The sequence below is a fragment of the Shewanella phaeophyticola genome (genome assembly GCF_025398315.1).
GTDB lineage: Bacteria > Pseudomonadota > Gammaproteobacteria > Enterobacterales > Shewanellaceae > Shewanella > Shewanella phaeophyticola.
Genome location: NZ_JAODOQ010000001.1, coordinates 3,230,203 through 3,250,136 on the forward strand (window position 1 = coordinate 3,230,203; position 19,934 = coordinate 3,250,136).

Genomic DNA, 19,934 nt, shown 5'->3' on the forward strand with positions numbered 1-19,934 from the left:
CGCGTTATGACTGCTTCACTAACTGGTTTGAGCCCACAATCATCATTTCACATTTATGGCAATCAAACACCAGCTTTAACTTGTCTTTACCCACGTCTAAAAACATAGGATCGGCTTTGATACCCTCAACTTCTTTAGGGCATAAATTAAAGCTATAGCGTAAACAATGCTTGGTGACCATTAAAGGCGCATCATGCAACACGGTGTTTTTTTCGTAGGTGTCTTCAATTTGAATCACCCCATGTTGCTCATAAAACGATTTGGCTTTTTCGTTAGCGACGTTAGACAAAAAGCTTAACGCCTTCTGAGGAAAACGCGCCTCTTTATTATGCACCCAACGCTCAGGGCGTTGATACGCTGCAACTCGTGCTGCCATTAATGCACTTACGGCATCGCGGCGCAGCTCGTTTACCATAGATGCTGGTAAAAACCACATTTGCGCGGTGTGTAAGTTGACCTTGTTTAACACAAAATCACTGCTGCCTAATTTGCCTAATTGTTTTTTAAGGTTATCAGCGGTTTTTGCTTGGTCGTTTGCAGCTTCTTTGCCGCATGTCAGTGTGACTGTAGCACTAATATTATGCGCATCGGTAAGGGTTAACCCGACACCGTCATCGGTATCAAAAAATTGCATATCAACCGCAATTTTACGGGTTGCCGAGTCCTTGTTTAGTGTTGATTCAAACTTGTGGTCAAAGTTACGGAACATCATTACGCCGGTTTTTAAGTCTTTTGGTACCTCGGTTAAATACAAGGTATTACCGTCGGCGCGGTTAACGCGTAAACCCGATAACTTGTCGTCAGACAGGCGCTGAGTTTCATAATGTTCAACGAAATAACACAAGCCATCACCATTGTTAAACTGAATGTCTTTGCCGCTTTCGCTGGTATCAATTTTGATAAAATCTTTTCCGACCTGGGTAATGCGACCAATTTTTTCACCAATAAACTTTGGCGAACTAAAATGCTCAATGGCTTCGGTACGCTCGTTAACAAAGTAATCGGTTTTACCGCGGTTGAAGCTTTTATCAGGATCAGGGGTAAAGTTAAACTCACAGCGACCGTGGGAGATAGATTCAAGATCGTTACGCTTAGCAATAATGGCATCTAATTGCTGACGATAATGAGCTGTCACGTTTTTAAGATAGGTAATGTCTTTTAAGCGGCCTTCAATTTTGAACGAGCTAATGCCGGCATCAATCAAAGCTTCTAGGTTATCGGTTTGGTTATTGTCTTTAAGTGACAATAAATGCTGGTTTTCAGCTAATACGTCACCGTCACGTGTGGTTAAATTACACGGTAGGCGACACATTTGCGAACATTCACCACGGTTAGCACTGCGGTTTGAGTACGCATGGCTTAAGTTACACAAGCCACTGTAACTGACACATAATGCCCCATGAATAAAGAATTCTAGCTTCATTTTGGTGTTGGCAGCGATATCACGAATTTGCGGAATGTTAAGCTCGCGAGCCAATACCACCTGCGAAAATCCCACTTGCTCTAAAAAGACGGTTTTTTCTGGGCTGCGGTTATCGGTTTGCGTACTGGCGTGTAAGGCTATTGGCGGTAAATCCAGTTGTAAAACGCCCATGTCTTGAATGATTAAGGCATCAACACCCGCTTCGTAGAGTTCCCATATCAGCTTTTGCGCTTTATCTATCTCGTTATCCATTAAAATAGTGTTTAATGCCACAAACACCTGGGCATGATAACGATGAGCAAACTCCGCTAAACGGGCAATGTCTTCAACACTGTTACCCGCATTATGACGCGCGCCAAACGCATGACCACCAATATAAACCGCATCAGCACCATGACGAATGGCTTCAATGCCGTAATCAGCATTTTTGGCCGGTGCGAGCAGTTCAAGTTGGCGCTTTACCGGAGCCTCGGGGGTAAACAATTCTACAGAAACCATAATGTTAACTAAATTTCGCTCAATTCGGATAAAAAAGTGCGCCAACATACTGATATCGTCTCATTGACATTAGTATGTTGACGCACTCGCATAGTCTTGTATTTTAGCAAACTTTAATCAAAGTTTTAAATAAAATTGCGACTAACTCGCTTGTTTATAAAAACAGCTCTTGGATGTTTTTAAAGTCAGATTTGCCTTCAGCAATTTCTTTTGAATTCAAGCCCGACACCTCGTGTGGGAACACCAACCAATCTTCTGATGCATGAATAAAATAATCAGGCTTTAGGTCGACTTTGGTGTTTTTTGGCTTGTAGTAAGGGCAAGCAATGCGAATATCGTTTGGTACGTTTAGGCGCATAAACTTTTTAAGCTTGCCAATTAAGGCATCAATACTGCGACCTGAATCGAATACGTCATCAACAATTAATAACCCGTCGCTAGCATTGGCATTTTCAATAATGTAGTGCAAACCGTGTACTTTAATGTTTTTGTCTTGCTTGTCGGTGCCGATGCCATAATACGATGACGTGCGTACTGCAATGTGATTCGTGTCCACTTTTTTGAAGTCATAATATTCTTGCACTGCAATACCAATCGGTGCACCGCCACGCCAAATACCGACAATAAACTGCGGTCTAAAACCACTGTCATATACCTGCGCAGCCAGTCTAAATGAATCTTCAAGAAGTTGTTGCGCGCTAATATAGTGTTTATCAGTCATTGGTAAGGCCTCAGGTTATTTTAGTGCGGCGAATTTTATACCAAATAAATTTATCTTGCCTGTAAGAATCAGAAATAATTGATCAAAGTCAGCATAAAATTATCCAGTTGAGTCGTAACTTATCATCAAGTGGTGTAAATGAATAAATGAATCTTTTTGCTCGTTCGTCATAGACAACAAAAATCTACTTGTCATTCACCATAGCTATGGCATAGTGTTTTTTAACAAATCTTTGACTATTTCCGCCAATTCAGGATGAATACGCCATTATGCTGCTCGAAAAAAATGCCCAAAATCATTCAGCAAATGCTCTATCTCACTCCCCTGATGCACGCACAATGAGGGGGCCAAAGGTGACAACCCACTTATTTGGCCATTGTTAACCTTACTCAAATCATCACGTCAAAGCTGGAAAGTGCATCACTTAGCCAGCGAGCTACAGACCAAAGGATTAATGCACGACCTCGACCCCATGCCAGAAAAAGATCTCTTCAAACGTAATTTTCTGCTAATGAATGCCTTGTATGAGCTGCAAGATATGCTAATGCCAAGACAATGGCTGCAAGTCAAAGCGATGGAAATTCAAATTTTTAGAATCATCCCCGCCAATGCAGATATTGAGCATGTTAGAGATGGGGCGCTACGTGATTATTATCTAGACTGGAGTAATTACGATGCCAGCGCCAATGTCGTGCGTGAAATGCTCGAATCATTTTGGTCAAGCTACCAGCAATTTATTGGCGTTAATGCTCAATTAATGCATAAAGGGCATGCTTTAAAAGTATTCGAGCTTGATGAAACCGCAACCGACAAAGACATTCGCAAACAATGGCGCAAGCTGGCACTGAAATGGCATCCTGATCGTGACGACGGTGATGCAGATAAATTCCGTGAAGTGTGCGAAGCATGGCAAACTCTGCGAGACAGAGCATTAGTCGGCACTTATCAGTCTAACGCGTAAAACATTCGCGAAAATCACAGCTGGATCACACTAATTTTGCCACTACACTTGGCTACTTATGCCATCATTAGCGGCATTATTGTCTTTAAATTTATCTCCATTTTGAGGTGTTCATGTTTAAATATTTAGCTTTAGCCGTGACCTTAGCCGTTGCTCCTATAACCAGTTTTGCTGCGCAATTTGTTGAAGGCACCCATTATACTCAAATCTCAAACAACATGGTTCCTAGCGAACCTAAAGTAACTGAGTTTTTTCATTTTATTGCCATAACTGCTTCAACATGGAAAGCCAGTATCTACCAGAAATCAAAAAAGGCTTAGACAAAAGAGTGGCATTTGACAGTAAACACGTCGACTTTATGAACAGCGACTTAGGTACTGAAGTGATGCGCTCACTCGCGGTTATCCACGAGCTAGATAACAAAGAAGCGTTAAAAATTGCCATGTTTGGTGCCATTCAAGGCAAAGACAATAACGCTGGCCATGACCACAGCGCGGCAGGACATGAGCATAAATCGTTGATTAACAGCCGTGATGACATCAAAAAAGTGTTTGCTGAATTTGGTGTTGATGCCAAGCAGTATGATGATGTTGCCGACAGCGCCGCAACCGATAAAAAACTCAGCTTATGGCGTCAACAGCAAGTCATGTACGCGGTACAAAGTGTGCCCGCTTTTATTGTTAACGATAAATACGCGATTAACTTAAATGAAATGCGTACCCTTGATGACATCATCGGTTTGATTAACTACTTAGCGTTAAAGCAATAATTAGCTTCAATAAATCAATAATAAATGGCTATCTGATGATAGCCATTTTTTTATCTACTTTGCGCTAAGCTTTATGCCTTAAATATTATGGCTGATTAGTGTAAATAGCGTAGCTTAATCTTGGTAGGGTGACGCTAAACTCCGTGTCTGTCACATCGCCTTTAACCACGGCTTGCTCTTGGCACCATGAGTGTAACAACCGATAAGGCTGTACAGTGTTTGCTAGCTCAATGCTATGTGCTTGCTCGCCACTGTTAAACACCATCAACATTTCTGCACCGGTTGTCGCATCCACGCGAGCAAAGGCAAATATCGGCTTATCCGCCTGATAAAGGCGGTCTTGATACTCACCACGGCGCAACAATATATGCTGCTTGCGCAATTCGCTTAATTGAGCAATGGCCTGGTACAGTGGGTGGTTGCTGTCAAAGTTATCGTTTGCGGTAGTGGCTTGGGTGCCTAACAAGGTATTGTCATTATAACTGGCTACTTGTGAGGCAAACATGTCTTCGCGAGCGTGAATATCGTTTCCATCACCGGTAAAGCCTTGTTCATCACCGTAGTAAATCACCGGAATACCGCGAGATAAAAACATAAATGCATGCGATAAAATACTGCGCTGTAGTTTGTCTTCCGCAGGCATATCTGGATTAGCTTGGTTAATAAAATGACCGGTACGGCTTCATGTCGTGATTGCCTAAAAAGGTCATTAACAAATCAGCTTGGCTGTCGTGGTCTTGATAAAGACTGTCTTGGGCAAATAATTGCTGCGCTAATTCAGGGCTTTTTTTACGGTAGAAAATATCTGCCGCAGCTTGCTGAAACGCAAAGTCGAGCACTGACGGCAGCTTGCCCTCGGTAGTGTACAAGCTTAATACTTTTGGGTCTGGTGCATAAACTTCGCCAAATACATGAAACTGTGGGATACCTTGCGCTTTAGCAAAGTTAACAATTTCTGGGCTAAAGGTTTGCCAAAATGATAAATCGACATGTTTAACGGTATCAATCCTAAAACCATCTGGTTTAAATTCTTTAATCAAATTTTGGTAAATCTCAATCATGCCGCTTAACACTGCTGGGTCAGCGGTATTAAGGTCATCTAACCCAGTAAAGTCACCATTAAGCGAGCTTTCGCCTTTAAAGGTACTGTCGCCTTGATTGTGATAGTAACGCGGATCGTTCAGCCAACTCGGCACTTTGACCTCAGTCTGGCCTTCGGGAATAAATGGCGTGTAACTGTCACCTTTTGCAAGTTGATCTAAAGATTTATATTCACAGTGCGTATTAGGTGCAATAAACTCGCCCGACGCTTGGTGACACTCCTTATACTTAATCACGTCAGCAGTATGGTTAGTAATAATGTCGAAAAATACTTTAATACCACGTTGATGCGCTGCGTTAATGAGCTGCGTTAAATCGGCATTACTACCAAAATGTGGGTCGATTTCAGTAAAGTCGACAATCCAGTAGCCGTGATGGGCAATGCCATCCGGTTGAATGGCTTTATTACGCAATAATGGTGTCATCCAAATGGCTGTAATACCTAGGTTTTGTAAGTAATCGAGTTTTTGCTCAATGCCGTTAATGTCACCGCCATGAAAACCACGAGGATGAGTTAAGTCCAAACCGCCAGCCGAAACCTCATGGGTTAATGAACCATTATCATTTTTGCTGTTGCCGTTATAAAAGCGATCAGGTAATACAAAATAAAAAATATCATCGCGAACATCGCGATGTAAGTAATCCTGATAAATGTCTGACGCACCTTGCGCCTTAACAAGTGTATCGGCAGACTGCACATCAGCCGATTGCGGGGCTATAACCTGGCCTTTTTCCTTGTCGACGTCTGCCGGCTGACAAGCCGATAACAATATTAGCGGAGTTAATATTGCTGCGGTCAGTATTGCGCCTATTTTTGTGTCCATATGGCCTCTTATCGTTATTATTTGTGCTGATTAACGGGTAACTCTCCATCGATACAGCAATAATTAAGGTAACTCTTGTCCCTTAGCGCTCACATACAGAGCATACCAATGCTCGCGACTCAGCGATACTCGAGTTGCCTGGCTACAGGCGTTAATTCGCTGCAAATTGGTGGTGCCAATAACCGGTTGAATTTGACTTGGGTGTAACATCAACCAACTGAGTAAAATGGCTTCTGGGCTGGCACCATAATCAGCGGCTAATTTTGTCACAAGTTGGCTGGTTTGCTTTACCGCTGCAGAGGGGGGAGCTTGCATTGCCCGTGTAAATCCCCTGGCATAAACTGCCCCAGGCTTGAAGCTGAATATGATGTTGATTGCAATATTCGATCGTACCTGCGGTGAAATTAATGTCTTTACCATCTTGATTACCGGCATAAACGGTTTCGTCTACCCAGGCATGTTTTTGCAAGCTCATTTCAATTTGGTTGACCACTAAGGGGGCATCTAGCACCCGTTGTAAGGCATTCATTTGATGTTGCTGCATATTAGACACACCAAGAAAACGCACTTTACCCGCAGCCTTAAGCTGATGAAATGTCTCTGCAATCTCGGTTACTTGCATTAATGGATCTGGCCGATGAAGCAGTAATACGTCGATATAGTCTGTGTGTAATTCAGTTAGGCTTTTTTCAACACTGTGGGTGATCCAAGCTGAGGATAAATCGTAACGTTTAGGCTACTTTGCTGTCTTCAAACCTGATACCACATTTAGTTTGCAAATACAGTTTATCGCGTAGAGAAGCTTGCTGCTTTAACACTTGACCAAATACGGTTTCGGCTTTGCCAAAGGTATAGATGTCGGCATGGTCAAAATAATTAATCTGGTTATCTAATGCGGTATCAATAACCTGGTGAGCTTGTTTAATATCGTCAGCGCAAATAGCGTTATTGTTCCAACCGCCACCTAGGCTCATACAGCCATAAACGAGTGAACTGACGTTAGGTAATACATTTTGTAAGGGTAAACGAGGCATGTTAGTGCTCTTATTTTTGCATTGGTGACTCATAGTTTATGAGATGTGGAATAAAAATGAAGAGCAAAAAACAAAATCATTGTTTGATATAGCTACCAATAAAAGATTACAGTTCTTTATAGATGACGATTATAGGTAATACCAATTCCACTAATTATCTGGTCATTCAGCGGGAATTCTGTGCCTTCTAGGCAAGTAATAGGATTGTAGGCATAGTTGCTCTCGGCAACTGCTCCTGCGTTGCTCTACCTCCTGCGTCCATGCAGTCGTACGTCAAAATACTATTAAGCAGCATAGAAGGCACAGAAACCCGCCTTGCAGGAGGCGCTCAGACAGTCCATTTCTTTGTTGCATTGCCTTAGAAGGGAATAACCATTATTTCAACAATGCGCCTCAAACTGAACAGTCTGAGCGACTCTGATTGGTCACATAATTAATGGAAATGGTATAAGCATAATGAGCCGAGAACATAAAAAGTTTGAGCGATTATTTTTATTCAGTGAGGTGGCCAAGCAGTTGAGCTTTACCGGTGCGGCAGCCGAATTAGGTATTTCACGCGGTTACTTATCTGAGCAAATTAGACAACTTGAACAAGAACTCGGTAGACCGTTACTCATTCGTACCACCCGCAGCGTTAAGTTGACGGTTCAAGGCGAGATGATATTAGCTAGTATGGCGCAGGTAAAAGCGGACTTACTGGATCTTGACCGACAAATTCGTCACGACAATGATGATATTGCAGGTAGGATCCGCATCACCGCCCCGAGCCAATTTACTCAACGATATTTATTAGACATTTGCCATGAATTTAGCGTGCTACATCCACAAGTGAATTTCAGCATTAATTGCAGCTACACCTTATTTGATTTAGCAAAAAACGATTTTGATTTGGCTATAAGGGCAACCCAAAATCCGCCGCAAAACATGGTCGCTAAAAAATTATTTGATTACCAACAAGTGTGCTGCGCGGCACCTGAGTATCTTAACAAAGCGGGTATACCTAAGAGTATTGATGATTTGCATCAGCACCGATGCTTAACGTCGGCAGAACAAAGTGATTGGTTATTTGGCAATAAAACCATCGCCATTAACAGCTTTATGAGCGTCAACGATAATCACATGCTCAAAACACAAGCTTTACTCGCAAGAGGGATTATTTTAGACTCGCAATATCTTGTCGATAAAGAGTTACAACAAGGCCAATTACAGGCCATTTTAACCCATGAAACCATGAGTCAATCGGCCACTTATATTGTGCACCCGCAAATGATTAACCAGTCAGCAAGGCTGAGCAGTTTTATTCAATTTACCCTTGAGTGGTTTAAACATAACAAACAGGCCATAGGTTAGTTAAAAAAATCTCTAATGTGTAACAGCCCTAATAAGCAGTGCAATACAATAAAGCCAATAAAACCATGGGTAAACATTATATGATAGTGACGCCAGGTTAATGCATTAGCCGGATCAGCCACAAACCATGCAATACCGGTCAATGCCACCAGCAGCAGTAAAATGACCCCTACCCCTTCAATAACACTGATTAAGCCTTTGCCTCCTGAATGAGGAAGCTGGCCGCGCAGTAAACCACCCACATCAGACAGTAGCGGCTTTATATCAAAAATTAGCCAGGGGAAAAACAATCGCCATTGACCGCCCTTACACACTTTAATTAAAAATAGCACTGCCACCATTGCGGTCAACAAGCCACCATAAACATGAAATAAATCCCAAAACCCCGCGCGCGCTGTTAACTGTCTACCAATGAGTATCCAGGGGCTTGTAAAGAGCAACAGCAATGACATAACGAGCACTAATGCATGTAATACTGCCTCAAAACCTTGCCAAACACGCTTTATGGTCATCAATTAGCCTCAATCATTTGCTGAGCAAATTGATCGACTTTACTCCAATCAGTAAACTCTACTTTGGTATTGGGGTCAGTTGCAGCCTTTGGTTATCCACATAATAAAGCGAATAATGTTACGATCCATGGCACCATAACCCTGATAATCTAAATTGCCACCAAACACTTGTAATAGCTTAGGCTGCCATGAGCTTTGGCTTAAAAACTGCTGCATGTACATATTTGTCTCAGGGGTGTTTTTAAGCGGCTTACGCGCCACTAAACTCACCGAAAAAAAGCCGCTAGGTTTTGTTTCGAGCTGTTGTTGATGAGATTCGATAAATTGGTACAGCGCAGGACGATGCTTACCGTGTCGAATACTGGCACCAATAAACACTTTATCGAACTTAGTCAGATCTGGCACCTCAGACAAGGAGGCTATGGTCACTTGTTGCTGCTGGGCTTCTAGCTTGCTTTTAAGGTATTCACAAATTTTTTGAGTGTAACCATGGACACTCGAGTGGATCAGTAAAATGTGGCTCATGCTGACCTCAAATTGAAATCATATAAAGTAATACAGCATCTTAGCTCAGTGGTATAAAAATTTACATGAAACAGATCACGGCATGAGTATCACGTTATACTCAATCAACCTGCAGATGCATATTAACTAAAAATCCCTTAGCCATGCTCGACTAAGGGATTAAACATTTTAATACGAGTCCCGTTTGCTTATAGCGACATTAAAAATGCCACCAGTTGCGTACGTTCATCTTGACTTAACGCCATAAAATCATCGGTTGATTGCTGAGCCTCTCCACCATGCCACAAAATTGCTTCTTCTAGCGTAGCAGCTCTTCCGTCATGTAAAAAACCCGCTTGCGGATTAACCGTTTGAGTCAGCCCTATCCCCCATAAAGGTCGGGTACGCCATTCATTACCGTCGGCTAAAAAGTCAGGTCGACCATCAGCAAGCCCTTCACCCATATCGTGCAGTAACATGTCAGTAAATGGGTAAATCGTTTGGCTTTTCAAACTGTCACTCATGGCGATTCCGCCAATATCACCTGATGTTTTGGTGACAAATGATGGTGTATGGCAACCACTACAATTAAGCTGCTCAAATAATCGAGCGCCTTCACGCACATCGCCATCGTCGACATTGCGTCTCGCGGGTACCGCTAATGTTTCAGCATAAAAAACCACGGCATCACTAAACTCTGCACTGGCTTCAGGTGCACCGTCAACACCTTCACCGGTATCAACAAATCCTGTGCGGGTTAAATATGAGTCATGCAAACTGGTACCAAGGACACTTTCTTCAGGAAATAACGGATTAGTAATACCAATATCACCACGTAATGCACCTAATGATTGCACTCGAACACTTGGTGTATTGGCTTTCCAACCAAAACGCCCTAATGATACTGGAGTTACATCTCCATTTTGTGCCTTTATGGCATCGAACACCCAATTTGCTCGACCAGAAATATTGTCATTATTACTGTCATCGGCATCCACATTAGCCAAAATGCTTGCCTCTGGTATGGCTTCTAATAAACCTAAGCCAAATACAGGCATACCATTGCGCCAGCCCATTAACACATCATCTTGGAGTAAATTGGAGGTTACATTCGCACTTTGTTTGGTTTCACCTGGCGCGTCATAGGGATTTTCGACTTCAAAAATAGGCTTTTTTAAGCTCACTGTTTGACCGTCAGAATAAACGACATCATGCCGTTCATAAGATAAATACACATCAGCTTGGCCTATAAATGAATTATCTTGCCAATCGGCACGCGCTTTTAATACCCCACGGTGAAATAATTGATCACCAAAATCTGGCACTTTAATTGGCGCACAATAATTATTTTCAGCCGTACCTTGTGTACAAGGTTCTGCAGAAGCTTTACTTATGCGCAAGAAAATTCCATCAGCAGAGCCTAATTTAATGCGAGTTTCATTTGCCGCAACCGAGGGTGTTGAATTTCTGCCATCACGTTGATGACAAGAATTACAATCTGCATTATTGAATACAGGATCTAAACCGTCCAATTCAGGATGTTGGTCATTGGGTGCGGTAGTAAATGACGCTTCAAAATTAGCATCACCTTCTAAATGCAATTCAAGTTCATCTTCAGTTAAATTAACAGATGGCGTTGAAAAACCATGGCCGGAACTATTAGCATCAAACGTGGTAGTGTCACCACCTAATGCAATAACAGAGGTGTAGTTCGGATAAGTTACAACGGGGTCAACGGGTTGAACAGGCTCTGAAGTACCGTCATCACCGCTGCCACCACAAGCACTTAAACTCAACCCGATTAATGCCGCAAACCAGTAAGGTTGTCGTAATAATTTATTCATCGTTTTCTCACACATTTTTAATCGAAATCAGATAATTAGCCATAGCACATCCTTTATTATTAGGATTATATTGTGAAAGGATTGCATTTCCCCTCCCAACCAGGTCACACAATGACCTGATTGGGAGAGAAATTAGCTAATTTATGAGTTCCAATCAGATAACAAAGGCAGTACGTCTGACTCCAATGAAGTTTGCAGTGTTGTAAGTGCATCAATTGCACTTTGCACTAACACACGACCATCTTCGTCCAAAATAGCTTGGCGAAATGGCATATCAGTACTGCCTGAAATGGCTTGAATTTTTAAAATTGAATCGTCAATTTCACTGGTAATACGAGCAGCTAACGTTGCATCAGCTGCAGCAACAAAGTCTACTAATCCGGTATTATCTGACGCACCAGTAAACTCTCCTTGATATACGTTTCGTACACCAATGATGTTATTAGCAAAGTCAGTCAGTGAGTTCCATGAATACTGTGATTCAACTTTAGACGTATCAGCAGTACTAATCGAATCACCAAATGGATCGGCTATTTTACCGTTACCCACTTCATCGACAATACCAATCATGCCATTGATTAATTCTTCAATCACCGCCAGCTGTGATGAATAAATCGTATTGGTTGCATCACCAGGGCTTTTGAGTAAATCGGCATAAGGTATAGCAGTTTCATTTTCAGCGTTATAGTTTACTTGCCACGCATCATCTAACAGTGTGGCGTAATCTCTAAACACTTCTGCTAACGCAATTAAATACTCACGCTCACTGGTAGTAAGATCTGCAATTAGCTTGGTATTGCTGTCAACACCATTACCAAATAACAAGTATTCCATGGTGTGAAAGCCTTGAACGTCATCGTTCCAAGCTTTAATGGTTTCGGCATCAAAACCACTATTATTGTCTAGCTGAGTCTGTAAGTCTGTGGTGTTTAAAGGCCAGCTGTCTAAATGTGGGTCAATACTTAAAGAATCTACAGAGCCAAAAATATGCGATTCACCTTGCTCCCATGGCTCACGTGCAGATTTCCATGCATTCTGTGCAGCCACGAGATCGGCTTGAGTTGCTGACGCACTTAGCAAAGCTTGTGTCGCTAATAATAATAATGCGTCACCCTCAGCGGCTAAATTGGCATAACCGGCCACAATAACATCATCGGTCAAATTAGTGATCATTTCTGTAGCGGCAAAGCTAAAGCCCGTTGTCGGCTCCACTGGTGTTTCGGTACTTGAATCATCAGAACCTGAACCACCACATGCAGATAAAGTCGTGATTAAAGCCAATGTTATTGCTGTGTGTTTAAAGCGCATAATAAAACTCCATGTAAAAAAATTAAAACAAATAAATAAATTTATAGCGAGAATTGATATCCCACACCCAAAGCAAAAAAGTGAGTATCTGGAATACTGGCAACGGCCACTTGGTGAACACCACCTTCGGCTTTAATCACAATCTCTGGGATAGGGGAATAGTTAACACCGACACTGCTCCATGTGTTTTCATAACGTTTAGTTGCGGTGCCCGTTTCAACAGCCATGAGTGGGTTGGAATAATCAACATTGGCAAAAACAGTCATCGGAAGATCAAACCATTCGTCAAGCTTTACACCTGCCTCAACAAAGAACGACTGTGACTCTGAACCCAATTGAGCAAAGTTACCCGGCTGTAAGCCTGGCGTGGTTTTATTGGCTAGGGTGATCGCATCGGCATTATCTAATGTGCCATATAAATATTGACCGCGAAGTATCCAAGGTCCTTCAACAAATGCACCTGCCACAGAAATAATGCTTAACGCACCATCAACATCTAACTTGTTACTTTTATTTCGATTACCACTGGTATTGCCATAATAATAAGCCACACCAACGGCACTGCCGGTTTTAAAGTTGCCGTAATCAAGACGTCCAGCAAAGGCTAAATCATCAGTGTTGACATGTTCAAAACGTTTTTGATGACCAGATGCCACCCAATCATAGGTGCGGAAATACTCCGAATTTAAGCCACTCACTATTTGGGCTTGATAATGAAAATCTGAAATTTCACCGTAAACACCAATACCGTTTTCGTTCCAAACGGTTGGCATCATTGCAGCCTCACTCTTATGTCGCTGTACGGTTAAATATTGGTTCGGCTTGTGTAAAATGCTTGATAGGCCAATTGGCAAATGAATATTGCCGAATTTCACCCCAAATGCTTTGCTTGGACGATAGCGAATTTCGGCTTTTTCAACGATCACTTCTCCACCGGCTTCCACTTCGGATTCGAACTCACCAAACTCATCAAAACCGTCATATTCTAATGCTGAGCCCGTGCCACCATGTTCATATTCAATTTCAACTTCCATACTCCAATCATCAGAGAACTGGTAACCAAACTCGGTCACAATGCGTTCAAGATCGGTGCGGTTGCGTCGCTCACCGGTTGTATCTTGCACGTTATCGAAATATTCATCGCTGGTGAACACTGCTGTACCATATGACTTAAAGCTAAACTGGCTAAAGCGGGCATCCGCTTTATCAACATTGTGCGATACTTGATCAACTTGTTTGGCGACATCTGTACTTTTTTGCTGTTGTTTTTGTTGCTCTGCCGCAAGTGATGCCAATTGCTGTTTCAACACAATAATTTCAGCTTCTTGTTTTGCAATGGCTTTGGCTAACGACTCAGGATCAGTCGCTGCCTGCGCTTGAGTCATTAGGCTGAATACACTAGCGACAGAGACCGACAACAAGGCTAACTTTGGGTTCATTTATCTCTCCAACAAAACGCACAATGCGTTAACAATTTTCAAAAATCTGAACGCAACATACACGTATTGATAACAATTCGCATTATAATTTACACTTTCATTTACTTTGTAAAGATTATTACTGACTCAATATTGCTGCTTATTATTGCGTCGATGACTTGTTGCATATAAAAATTAAGTGAGTGACCCTGAGGGTGGATGCGTGTGGATTTTTGAGATTGAATAACCGAGCTTTTATTTGGTAAATCGATAAATGTAAGGCATAGTTAAACTCTGTTTCAGACTGTAAATCACATTGATATGTCATCGATGAAAATCAATATAAAGTACGTCTTTATTTGATTCATCCACTCACGTAAATGAGAATTTATTGGCGCTAGTGCCTTATGAAAAGTTTTAATAATTTATTTTAAATCAAACTGCTATATTTTTTAGGATAACTATGGCCGATATAGATGTAATGGAAATGCCCGATGACAATGCTCAGGTGTCTGCGCGTAAAAAAGCGTTAATGCTCGGACGAGTTATAGGGTTAGCCAGTGAAGATGACTATCGACCTTCTACTGCTTCAATTGCTGAGCGCGCCGAACACCGCGAGCGTAAACAGCTCAGCCAACATCAGGCTAATCTTGAAAGTATCTTCGCCCTCGCCCTTAACTACACTCCGTCTGACGTGACCGGAGTAGAGCTTGATCCTGACTGGCGTTATCAGTTTTTCCAAATGGCGGAGCAAATCCATAACCGCAAAATGCAAGATTTATGGGCGCGGATTTTAGCCAGCGAAATCGTTAATCCGGGTCATTTTAGTTTGCGAACATTAGCCGTATTAAAGCAACTGACTTTGCGTGAAGCGCAGATATTTGAAAAAGCCCTCGGGATGTCAGTCAAGATCAATACTGAACCCAGATTTAAGCTGTTAAGTGGTTATCGAGTTAATGGTGGGATCACCCAGTATTTCCGTAAGCACAACCAAACCAATTTTGGTTTGTCGCAGTTTGGTTTGCCTTATTCGAATATTTTAACGCTGGTTGATGCGGGAATTTTACACAAAAGTGAGTTTGAAACTGGGTTATTAAACCGTAATGAAGAGATTCAATTAACTCTGTTTCATGCCAATATGAGCTTAACTCCTAAAGGGCAACATTTATTGTTTACCTATTATCGCTTTACTACGGTGGGAGATGAGCTGTGCCAGCTTATTCAGGCCAAAAATGACCACGATTTCATTGGTGCTATAAAAGTGATGTTAGCCAAAGACTTTAGCGTTAGCGGTTAATGTCTTCGTAAAGGTGCGAAAATTTAGCTTTGTGTTGGTTGAATAAGAACTGCCTTAACATTTGCCTGTTTTCGCCCTCGGCACTGATTTTGGCCGCCATTACGCCATTTTCAGTTCGAACAGGTTCAAACTCCATATCAACCTGAGTGCCATTAGGTAATATAAGTCGTGTGTGCCTTGGTGATTGGGTGTCGAGCTCTTGCGGTACTTTAATGGTGATGCCTGAACTTGATAACGACAACACTTCAACAAGCTTTGATGTTTCACTGTCTATCACTCGCAAATCTTTTACATTATCCATACGCCAACTTCGCTCACCACCACGCATATCAATCACTTCTGGCGTACCAAGCTCAGGCGTAAACTGGCCAAATTCATCTTGTTTAAGTTGTAGCGGAAACCATAACCGGTAGTAGCTTATTTCTGCCAGCAGCGTGAGTGTAGCGTTACCCAATATATGTGATAACACTTGTGGAATTTCAGTTGCTACGCTAAGTGAATGTTTTGATAATGTATTATCATCAGAATCACCAGAGCGCTCTGGCGAAAAAACATCGCAAAAGTAGGCTAACTCTTCTTCAGATAAAGTTGACATACATCACCTTAAACCAAAATATGACTAAACTGTCACAATACTAACACCTAAGTATTAGGTAGAACAAATTTTAGCCAACAAATTTACCCGCTTTTACTGTGTAAATGGATTGTTTAAATTTTAACCAAAACGAAGGCGTCCCCATTCACCTTTGTTTTGAGCGATGGTGTCACACCACAAGCGATTAATTATCCGCTTCAATTTGTAATGCTTTTTTAAAGGCATCATGGGTGAGCAATTGTTGATAATACTTGGCTATATTGGGGTACTTTTCAAACTCACCGTTTTGGCCAACAAGCTCAGCAATAAATGACATCATAATATCGGCGCCACTTAGGCTATCGCCCACTAAATAGCGTTTGCCTGCTAATCGGTCATTAACATAGCTGACCACTTTTGCGGTTTCTGCATCTGCGTATTGCCCTATAAAGCGGGTATCTGCGCCTTCCATTTTGACAAATATTTTCAACAACAATGGCAATGCAGCCGAGCTTTCTGCAAAGTGCATCCACTGTAAATAATCGACATAGTCAGCGCTGCCTTGGGTTGGCATCAATTTATCCGCGCCATAGGTTTGAATAAGGTATTCGGTAATCGCACCTGACTCAGCAATGGTATAGCCGTCAGCTTCAAGCACAGGTGATTTACCTAATGGGTGGATTTTTTTCAGCGACTCTGGCGCTAAAAATGTTGCCGCATCGCGCTGGTAAGCAATTAACTCATAATCCACGCCGAGCTCTTCGAGTAACCAAATAATACGCTTAGAACGGGACTTATTTAAGTGGTGTAATTTAATCATTTGCCATACTTCCTTTGTGCAATAAAATCAGCCCAATGGCAGGTCACTGGGCTGATTGCTGTAAAAGTAAATCTGCTACTCGAGCAAGTTTGGGTTAGCTAAGCAGTGCTAACATTTTTTCAGCGACTAACTCTGAAGAGGCTGGGTTTTGCCCAGTAACCAATTTACCATCAACAACCGCATATGGGTGCCAATCGTCAGCTTTAGTATACGTAGCGCCATTTTCTTGCAGCATATCTTCTACTAAAAACGGTACAACGTTTGTTAACTGCACCGCGGCTTCTTCACCATTGGTAAAGCCTGTTACGTTTTTACCTGCAACTAACGGTGAGCCATCTGCTTTTTTAGGGTACTTAAGCACACCAGGTGCATGACAGACTAAACCTAATAGCTTGTCGGTGTTGTAACACGCTTCAATCAGTGCAATTGAATCTTTGTCGTTAGTTAAATCCCATAATGGACCATGACCACCTGGGTAAAACACAGCATCATATTCAGCAAGGTTAATTGCCGCGAGCTTGTGAGTGTTGGCCAACAATGCCTGAGCTTGCTCATCGGCTGTAAAACGACGAGTTGAGTCGGTTTGAAAATCCTCTTTGTCACTTGTTGGGTCCAATGGTGGCAAACCACCTTTTGGTGAAGCTAAGACAATTTCAACGCCTTTATCAATAAACGCGTAGTATGGCGCTGCAAGTTCTTCTAACCAAAAACCGGTTTTATGCCCTGTGTCGCCAAGCTCATCGTGCGAAGTTAAAACCATTAATACTTTCATTTTGTGTCCTTCATTTTGATCAATTTTGGGCTAGCAGTGACCGTTATAATTAACTGTCATTGGTAAATATGTTGTTGATTGAGAATTAATGTTCAAGCCGTCGAAAATGTCGCTATATCAGTGCGTATGCCTTGCATTAAATCCACTCAGCAACAATAAGAAAGCCCATTTTAAGTTGTACATAAAAACAGCATGGCCTTTAGTGGTATATACAAGTAAACTATTGGGATAAAACCCGGTTATCCACCATTTTTAAAGCCATGTTGTACGAAAACGTTACCTAGGTTGATCACATTACATTAATCACTGAGCGCCAAATTATGAATGAACACCCACCTATTCGACTTAATAATCAGTTTTGCTTTGCGGTTTACTCCACCTCGCTAGCAATTATTCAACTCTATAAGCCTTTACTTGAATCTATAGGGCTAACTTACACCCAATATTTAGTCATGCTCATTTTATGGGAGCAAGACGGCTTAAGCTTAAAAAGTGTCGCCACGCAATTAGGTCAACAATCGGGAGCGCTCACCCCAGTGATTAAGCGCTTAGAGTCTGACGGCTTATTAAAGCGTGTCCGCACGCCTAATGATGAACGCAGGCTGTGTTTGCAATTAACCGACTTGGAAGCCGAGAGAAACAACCACAAGCACAATCGATACATAACAGTATTGTTGAGCAATGCGGTGTCTGTGTTGACGAGATGGATCAGCTCAAATTACTGCTAGATAAATTTAAGGCCAAACTCGTTGATCACATTGATTTCTAATCTGCAACGTTTACTGTGTTAGGTCTATGCATTTATAGTAACAGCAATAATTAATTGTGCACAACTTAAATTAACAAGTTTTAAGTTTACGGCATGACAAACTAGTGAGCTCTATGCAACATGTACGCTGTTTCTGCCGACATTTTTTGATGAATACAGCGCTTTGTCTGCTCTGGAAAGCATTTGTGCAAAGGATTTATCTTTTACGGATAAAGTCGATACCCCAATACTAATAGTCACTTCGGGCAAGTCATTGGCTTCATGTTGACCAGGAAACCGATACGTTTGCTGAGATGCTCTTAAGCGCTCTGCTAATTTATAAGCCGACTCAGTGTCTGTTCCTGGTAATAAAATCGCAAATTCTTCACCGCCAATTCGCGCTAACACATCAGATTCACGGATATGTTGATCACAGACCAATGCTACCCGCTTTATCACTTCATCGCCGACTAGATGGCCATAGGTATCGTTCACATTTTTAAATAAATCAATATCAATAATCATCAACGATAAGGGCTCAAAATAACGCATAGATCGAGCATACTCATGTTCACTAAATGCATTAAATGATCGACGATTATACAAACCGGTCAGTGGATCAGTATTAGCGAGCTGTTCAAGCTCTGAGCGTAAATTGTATTCGTCGGTAATCTCGGTCGACACGCCAATTAAGCCTGTTAACTTACCTCTTTCATCAAACAAAGGTTGCTTAATCTCATGATAAACATGACAACTACCGTCTTCATCACCCTCAACCATAATGTCATCAGCTATTTTAAGCTGAAACGCTAATACTTTACGGTCATTTTGAAGCAGTAATTTGGCTGCGGTTTTAGGGAAGTAGTTAACATCTGTCGTGCCTTTAAGCTGTTCTTGGGTGACACCCAAAAAATCTAAAAGCAATTTATTACCATACACATAGCGGCTATGAATATCTTTAACGTAGATATATGCGCCAACTTGATCGAGGATTTGTTCATAGGAATTTAACTGTTGTTTTTTGGCTTGTACTTGGCGATGCTCCTTTAAATTAAGCACCAGCAATACAGCTACAAAGCACAATAACACCACCACTAACAGTGCGATATTATTAATCGGCATAAGCAATCCTTAGCTAAAATCCACATCCTGTGTCTCCACTGAGCAGTCTGTAATGTAAACCTAATGCGGCAAAGACTTTATAGTGTTTTATACCGTATAAACAGTGTTTGCAATTATGAGAAAATTAGTAGAAAAAATCAAACAAAATAATAGTGTTAGAGGTCAATATTATTTTGGTGTTTAAATAAATGCTCCGAAAAAAACATAAATTCTAGCTGTAGAGAAGTTAATCCACCAAGGCTACCGTCGAAAATATCATCAGCGTTTATTGATAACTCCAACCTTCATCACAAAAGGCACATTTAATAGTGCATTAATATGCTTAAATGGGTTT

13 protein-coding genes and 5 pseudogenes are annotated in these 19,934 nt (G+C 41.6%); 5 read left to right on the plus strand and 13 right to left on the minus strand.

Annotated features, from left to right (window positions below):
• Positions 1-4 precede the first annotated feature (4 nt).
• Together N4T56_RS14980 and N4T56_RS14985 are read right to left on the minus strand one after the other, a co-directional pair.
• Positions 5-1,921, minus strand: a complete 1,917-nt coding sequence (locus N4T56_RS14980) for a peptidase U32 family protein (RefSeq protein WP_261734844.1) — start codon at positions 1,919-1,921, stop codon at positions 5-7.
• Positions 1,922-2,075: 154 nt separating this feature from the next.
• A complete protein-coding gene (locus N4T56_RS14985; RefSeq protein WP_261733785.1) occupies positions 2,076-2,642 on the minus strand; it encodes a phosphoribosyltransferase in 567 nt (188 codons plus the stop codon).
• A gap of 349 nt (positions 2,643-2,991) precedes the next feature.
• Between N4T56_RS14985 and N4T56_RS14990 the strand changes: the two are divergent.
• Both N4T56_RS14990 and N4T56_RS14995 read left to right on the plus strand, forming a co-directional pair.
• Positions 2,992-3,603, plus strand: a pseudogene (locus N4T56_RS14990) (DNA-J related domain-containing protein); the annotation flags it as partial.
• A gap of 113 nt (positions 3,604-3,716) precedes the next feature.
• Positions 3,717-4,372 (plus strand): annotated as a pseudogene (locus tag N4T56_RS14995) (thiol:disulfide interchange protein DsbA/DsbL).
• Between the two features lie 85 nt (positions 4,373-4,457).
• Here N4T56_RS14995 and N4T56_RS15000 read toward each other — a convergent pair.
• Both N4T56_RS15000 and N4T56_RS15005 read right to left on the minus strand, forming a co-directional pair.
• Positions 4,458-6,297, minus strand: a pseudogene (locus tag N4T56_RS15000) (alpha-amylase family glycosyl hydrolase).
• A 63-nt stretch (positions 6,298-6,360) separates the two neighbouring features.
• A pseudogene (locus tag N4T56_RS15005) lies at positions 6,361-7,331 on the minus strand (aldo/keto reductase).
• Positions 7,332-7,787: 456 nt separating this feature from the next.
• Here N4T56_RS15005 and N4T56_RS15010 point away from each other — a divergent pair.
• Positions 7,788-8,681: a LysR family transcriptional regulator gene (locus N4T56_RS15010; protein WP_261733786.1), complete on the plus strand. Its 894-nt coding sequence runs from the start codon at positions 7,788-7,790 to the stop codon at positions 8,679-8,681.
• Here N4T56_RS15010 and N4T56_RS15015 read toward each other — a convergent pair.
• From N4T56_RS15015 to N4T56_RS15035, 5 genes and pseudogenes are all read right to left on the minus strand, one after another.
• Positions 8,678-9,193, minus strand: a complete 516-nt coding sequence (locus tag N4T56_RS15015; RefSeq protein ID WP_261733787.1) for a cytochrome b/b6 domain-containing protein — start codon at positions 9,191-9,193, stop codon at positions 8,678-8,680. The two genes, N4T56_RS15010 and N4T56_RS15015, sit on opposite strands and share 4 nt — an antisense overlap.
• Positions 9,193-9,718, minus strand: a pseudogene (gene hemG / locus N4T56_RS15020) (menaquinone-dependent protoporphyrinogen IX dehydrogenase). The gene N4T56_RS15015 and the pseudogene hemG overlap by 1 nt, the downstream one beginning before the upstream one ends.
• A gap of 188 nt (positions 9,719-9,906) precedes the next feature.
• Positions 9,907-11,541, minus strand: coding sequence for a di-heme oxidoredictase family protein (locus N4T56_RS15025; protein ID WP_261733788.1), 1,635 nt, complete (start codon positions 11,539-11,541; stop codon positions 9,907-9,909).
• A 141-nt stretch (positions 11,542-11,682) separates the two neighbouring features.
• On the minus strand, positions 11,683-12,849 hold the full coding sequence (locus N4T56_RS15030; RefSeq protein ID WP_261733789.1) for an imelysin family protein: 1,167 nt from the start codon (positions 12,847-12,849) through the stop codon (positions 11,683-11,685).
• 41 nt (positions 12,850-12,890) lie between these two features.
• Positions 12,891-14,288, minus strand: a complete 1,398-nt coding sequence (locus tag N4T56_RS15035) for a hypothetical protein (RefSeq protein ID WP_261733790.1) — start codon at positions 14,286-14,288, stop codon at positions 12,891-12,893.
• 442 nt (positions 14,289-14,730) lie between these two features.
• Between N4T56_RS15035 and N4T56_RS15040 the strand changes: the two genes are divergently transcribed.
• A complete protein-coding gene (locus N4T56_RS15040) occupies positions 14,731-15,564 on the plus strand; it encodes a TIGR03899 family protein (protein WP_261733791.1) in 834 nt (277 codons plus the stop codon).
• Here the strand turns inward: N4T56_RS15040 and N4T56_RS15045 are convergent.
• The 3 genes from N4T56_RS15045 to N4T56_RS15055 form a co-directional block, all read right to left on the minus strand.
• Positions 15,554-16,159 (minus strand): hypothetical protein, encoded by a 606-nt coding sequence (locus N4T56_RS15045; RefSeq protein WP_261733792.1) that lies wholly within the window; start codon positions 16,157-16,159, stop codon positions 15,554-15,556. The genes N4T56_RS15040 and N4T56_RS15045 overlap by 11 nt on opposite strands.
• Positions 16,160-16,343: 184 nt before the next feature.
• Positions 16,344-16,958: a glutathione S-transferase family protein gene (locus N4T56_RS15050; protein ID WP_261733793.1), complete on the minus strand. Its 615-nt coding sequence runs from the start codon at positions 16,956-16,958 to the stop codon at positions 16,344-16,346.
• A 94-nt stretch (positions 16,959-17,052) separates the two neighbouring features.
• Positions 17,053-17,730: a type 1 glutamine amidotransferase domain-containing protein gene (locus tag N4T56_RS15055; RefSeq protein WP_261733794.1), complete on the minus strand. Its 678-nt coding sequence runs from the start codon at positions 17,728-17,730 to the stop codon at positions 17,053-17,055.
• A gap of 320 nt (positions 17,731-18,050) precedes the next feature.
• Between N4T56_RS15055 and N4T56_RS15060 the strand changes: the two genes are divergently transcribed.
• Positions 18,051-18,458: a MarR family winged helix-turn-helix transcriptional regulator gene (locus N4T56_RS15060; protein WP_261733795.1), complete on the plus strand. Its 408-nt coding sequence runs from the start codon at positions 18,051-18,053 to the stop codon at positions 18,456-18,458.
• 152 nt (positions 18,459-18,610) lie between these two features.
• Here the strand turns inward: N4T56_RS15060 and N4T56_RS15065 are convergent, their stop codons facing one another.
• Entirely contained in the window at positions 18,611-19,600 is a 990-nt protein-coding gene (locus N4T56_RS15065; protein WP_261733796.1) for a sensor domain-containing diguanylate cyclase, read from the minus strand.
• Between the last annotated feature and the right edge of the window lie 334 nt (positions 19,601-19,934).

Coding starts and splice junctions, on each gene's coding strand:
- N4T56_RS15030 (WP_261733789.1), bottom strand. CDS start 12,849: ATGCGCTTTAAACACACAGCAATAACATTGGCTTTAATCACGACTTTA.
- N4T56_RS15065 (WP_261733796.1), bottom strand. CDS start 19,600: ATGCCGATTAATAATATCGCACTGTTAGTGGTGGTGTTATTGTGCTTT.
- N4T56_RS15060 (WP_261733795.1), top strand. CDS start 18,051: ATGAATGAACACCCACCTATTCGACTTAATAATCAGTTTTGCTTTGCG.
- N4T56_RS14980 (WP_261734844.1), bottom strand. CDS start 1,921: ATGGTTTCTGTAGAATTGTTTACCCCCGAGGCTCCGGTAAAGCGCCAA.
- N4T56_RS14985 (WP_261733785.1), bottom strand. CDS start 2,642: ATGACTGATAAACACTATATTAGCGCGCAACAACTTCTTGAAGATTCA.
- N4T56_RS15035 (WP_261733790.1), bottom strand. CDS start 14,288: ATGAACCCAAAGTTAGCCTTGTTGTCGGTCTCTGTCGCTAGTGTATTC.
- N4T56_RS15050 (WP_261733793.1), bottom strand. CDS start 16,958: ATGATTAAATTACACCACTTAAATAAGTCCCGTTCTAAGCGTATTATT.
- N4T56_RS15045 (WP_261733792.1), bottom strand. CDS start 16,159: ATGTCAACTTTATCTGAAGAAGAGTTAGCCTACTTTTGCGATGTTTTT.
- N4T56_RS15015 (WP_261733787.1), bottom strand. CDS start 9,193: ATGACCATAAAGCGTGTTTGGCAAGGTTTTGAGGCAGTATTACATGCA.
- N4T56_RS15025 (WP_261733788.1), bottom strand. CDS start 11,541: ATGAATAAATTATTACGACAACCTTACTGGTTTGCGGCATTAATCGGG.
- N4T56_RS15040 (WP_261733791.1), top strand. CDS start 14,731: ATGGCCGATATAGATGTAATGGAAATGCCCGATGACAATGCTCAGGTG.
- N4T56_RS15055 (WP_261733794.1), bottom strand. CDS start 17,730: ATGAAAGTATTAATGGTTTTAACTTCGCACGATGAGCTTGGCGACACA.
- N4T56_RS15010 (WP_261733786.1), top strand. CDS start 7,788: ATGAGCCGAGAACATAAAAAGTTTGAGCGATTATTTTTATTCAGTGAG.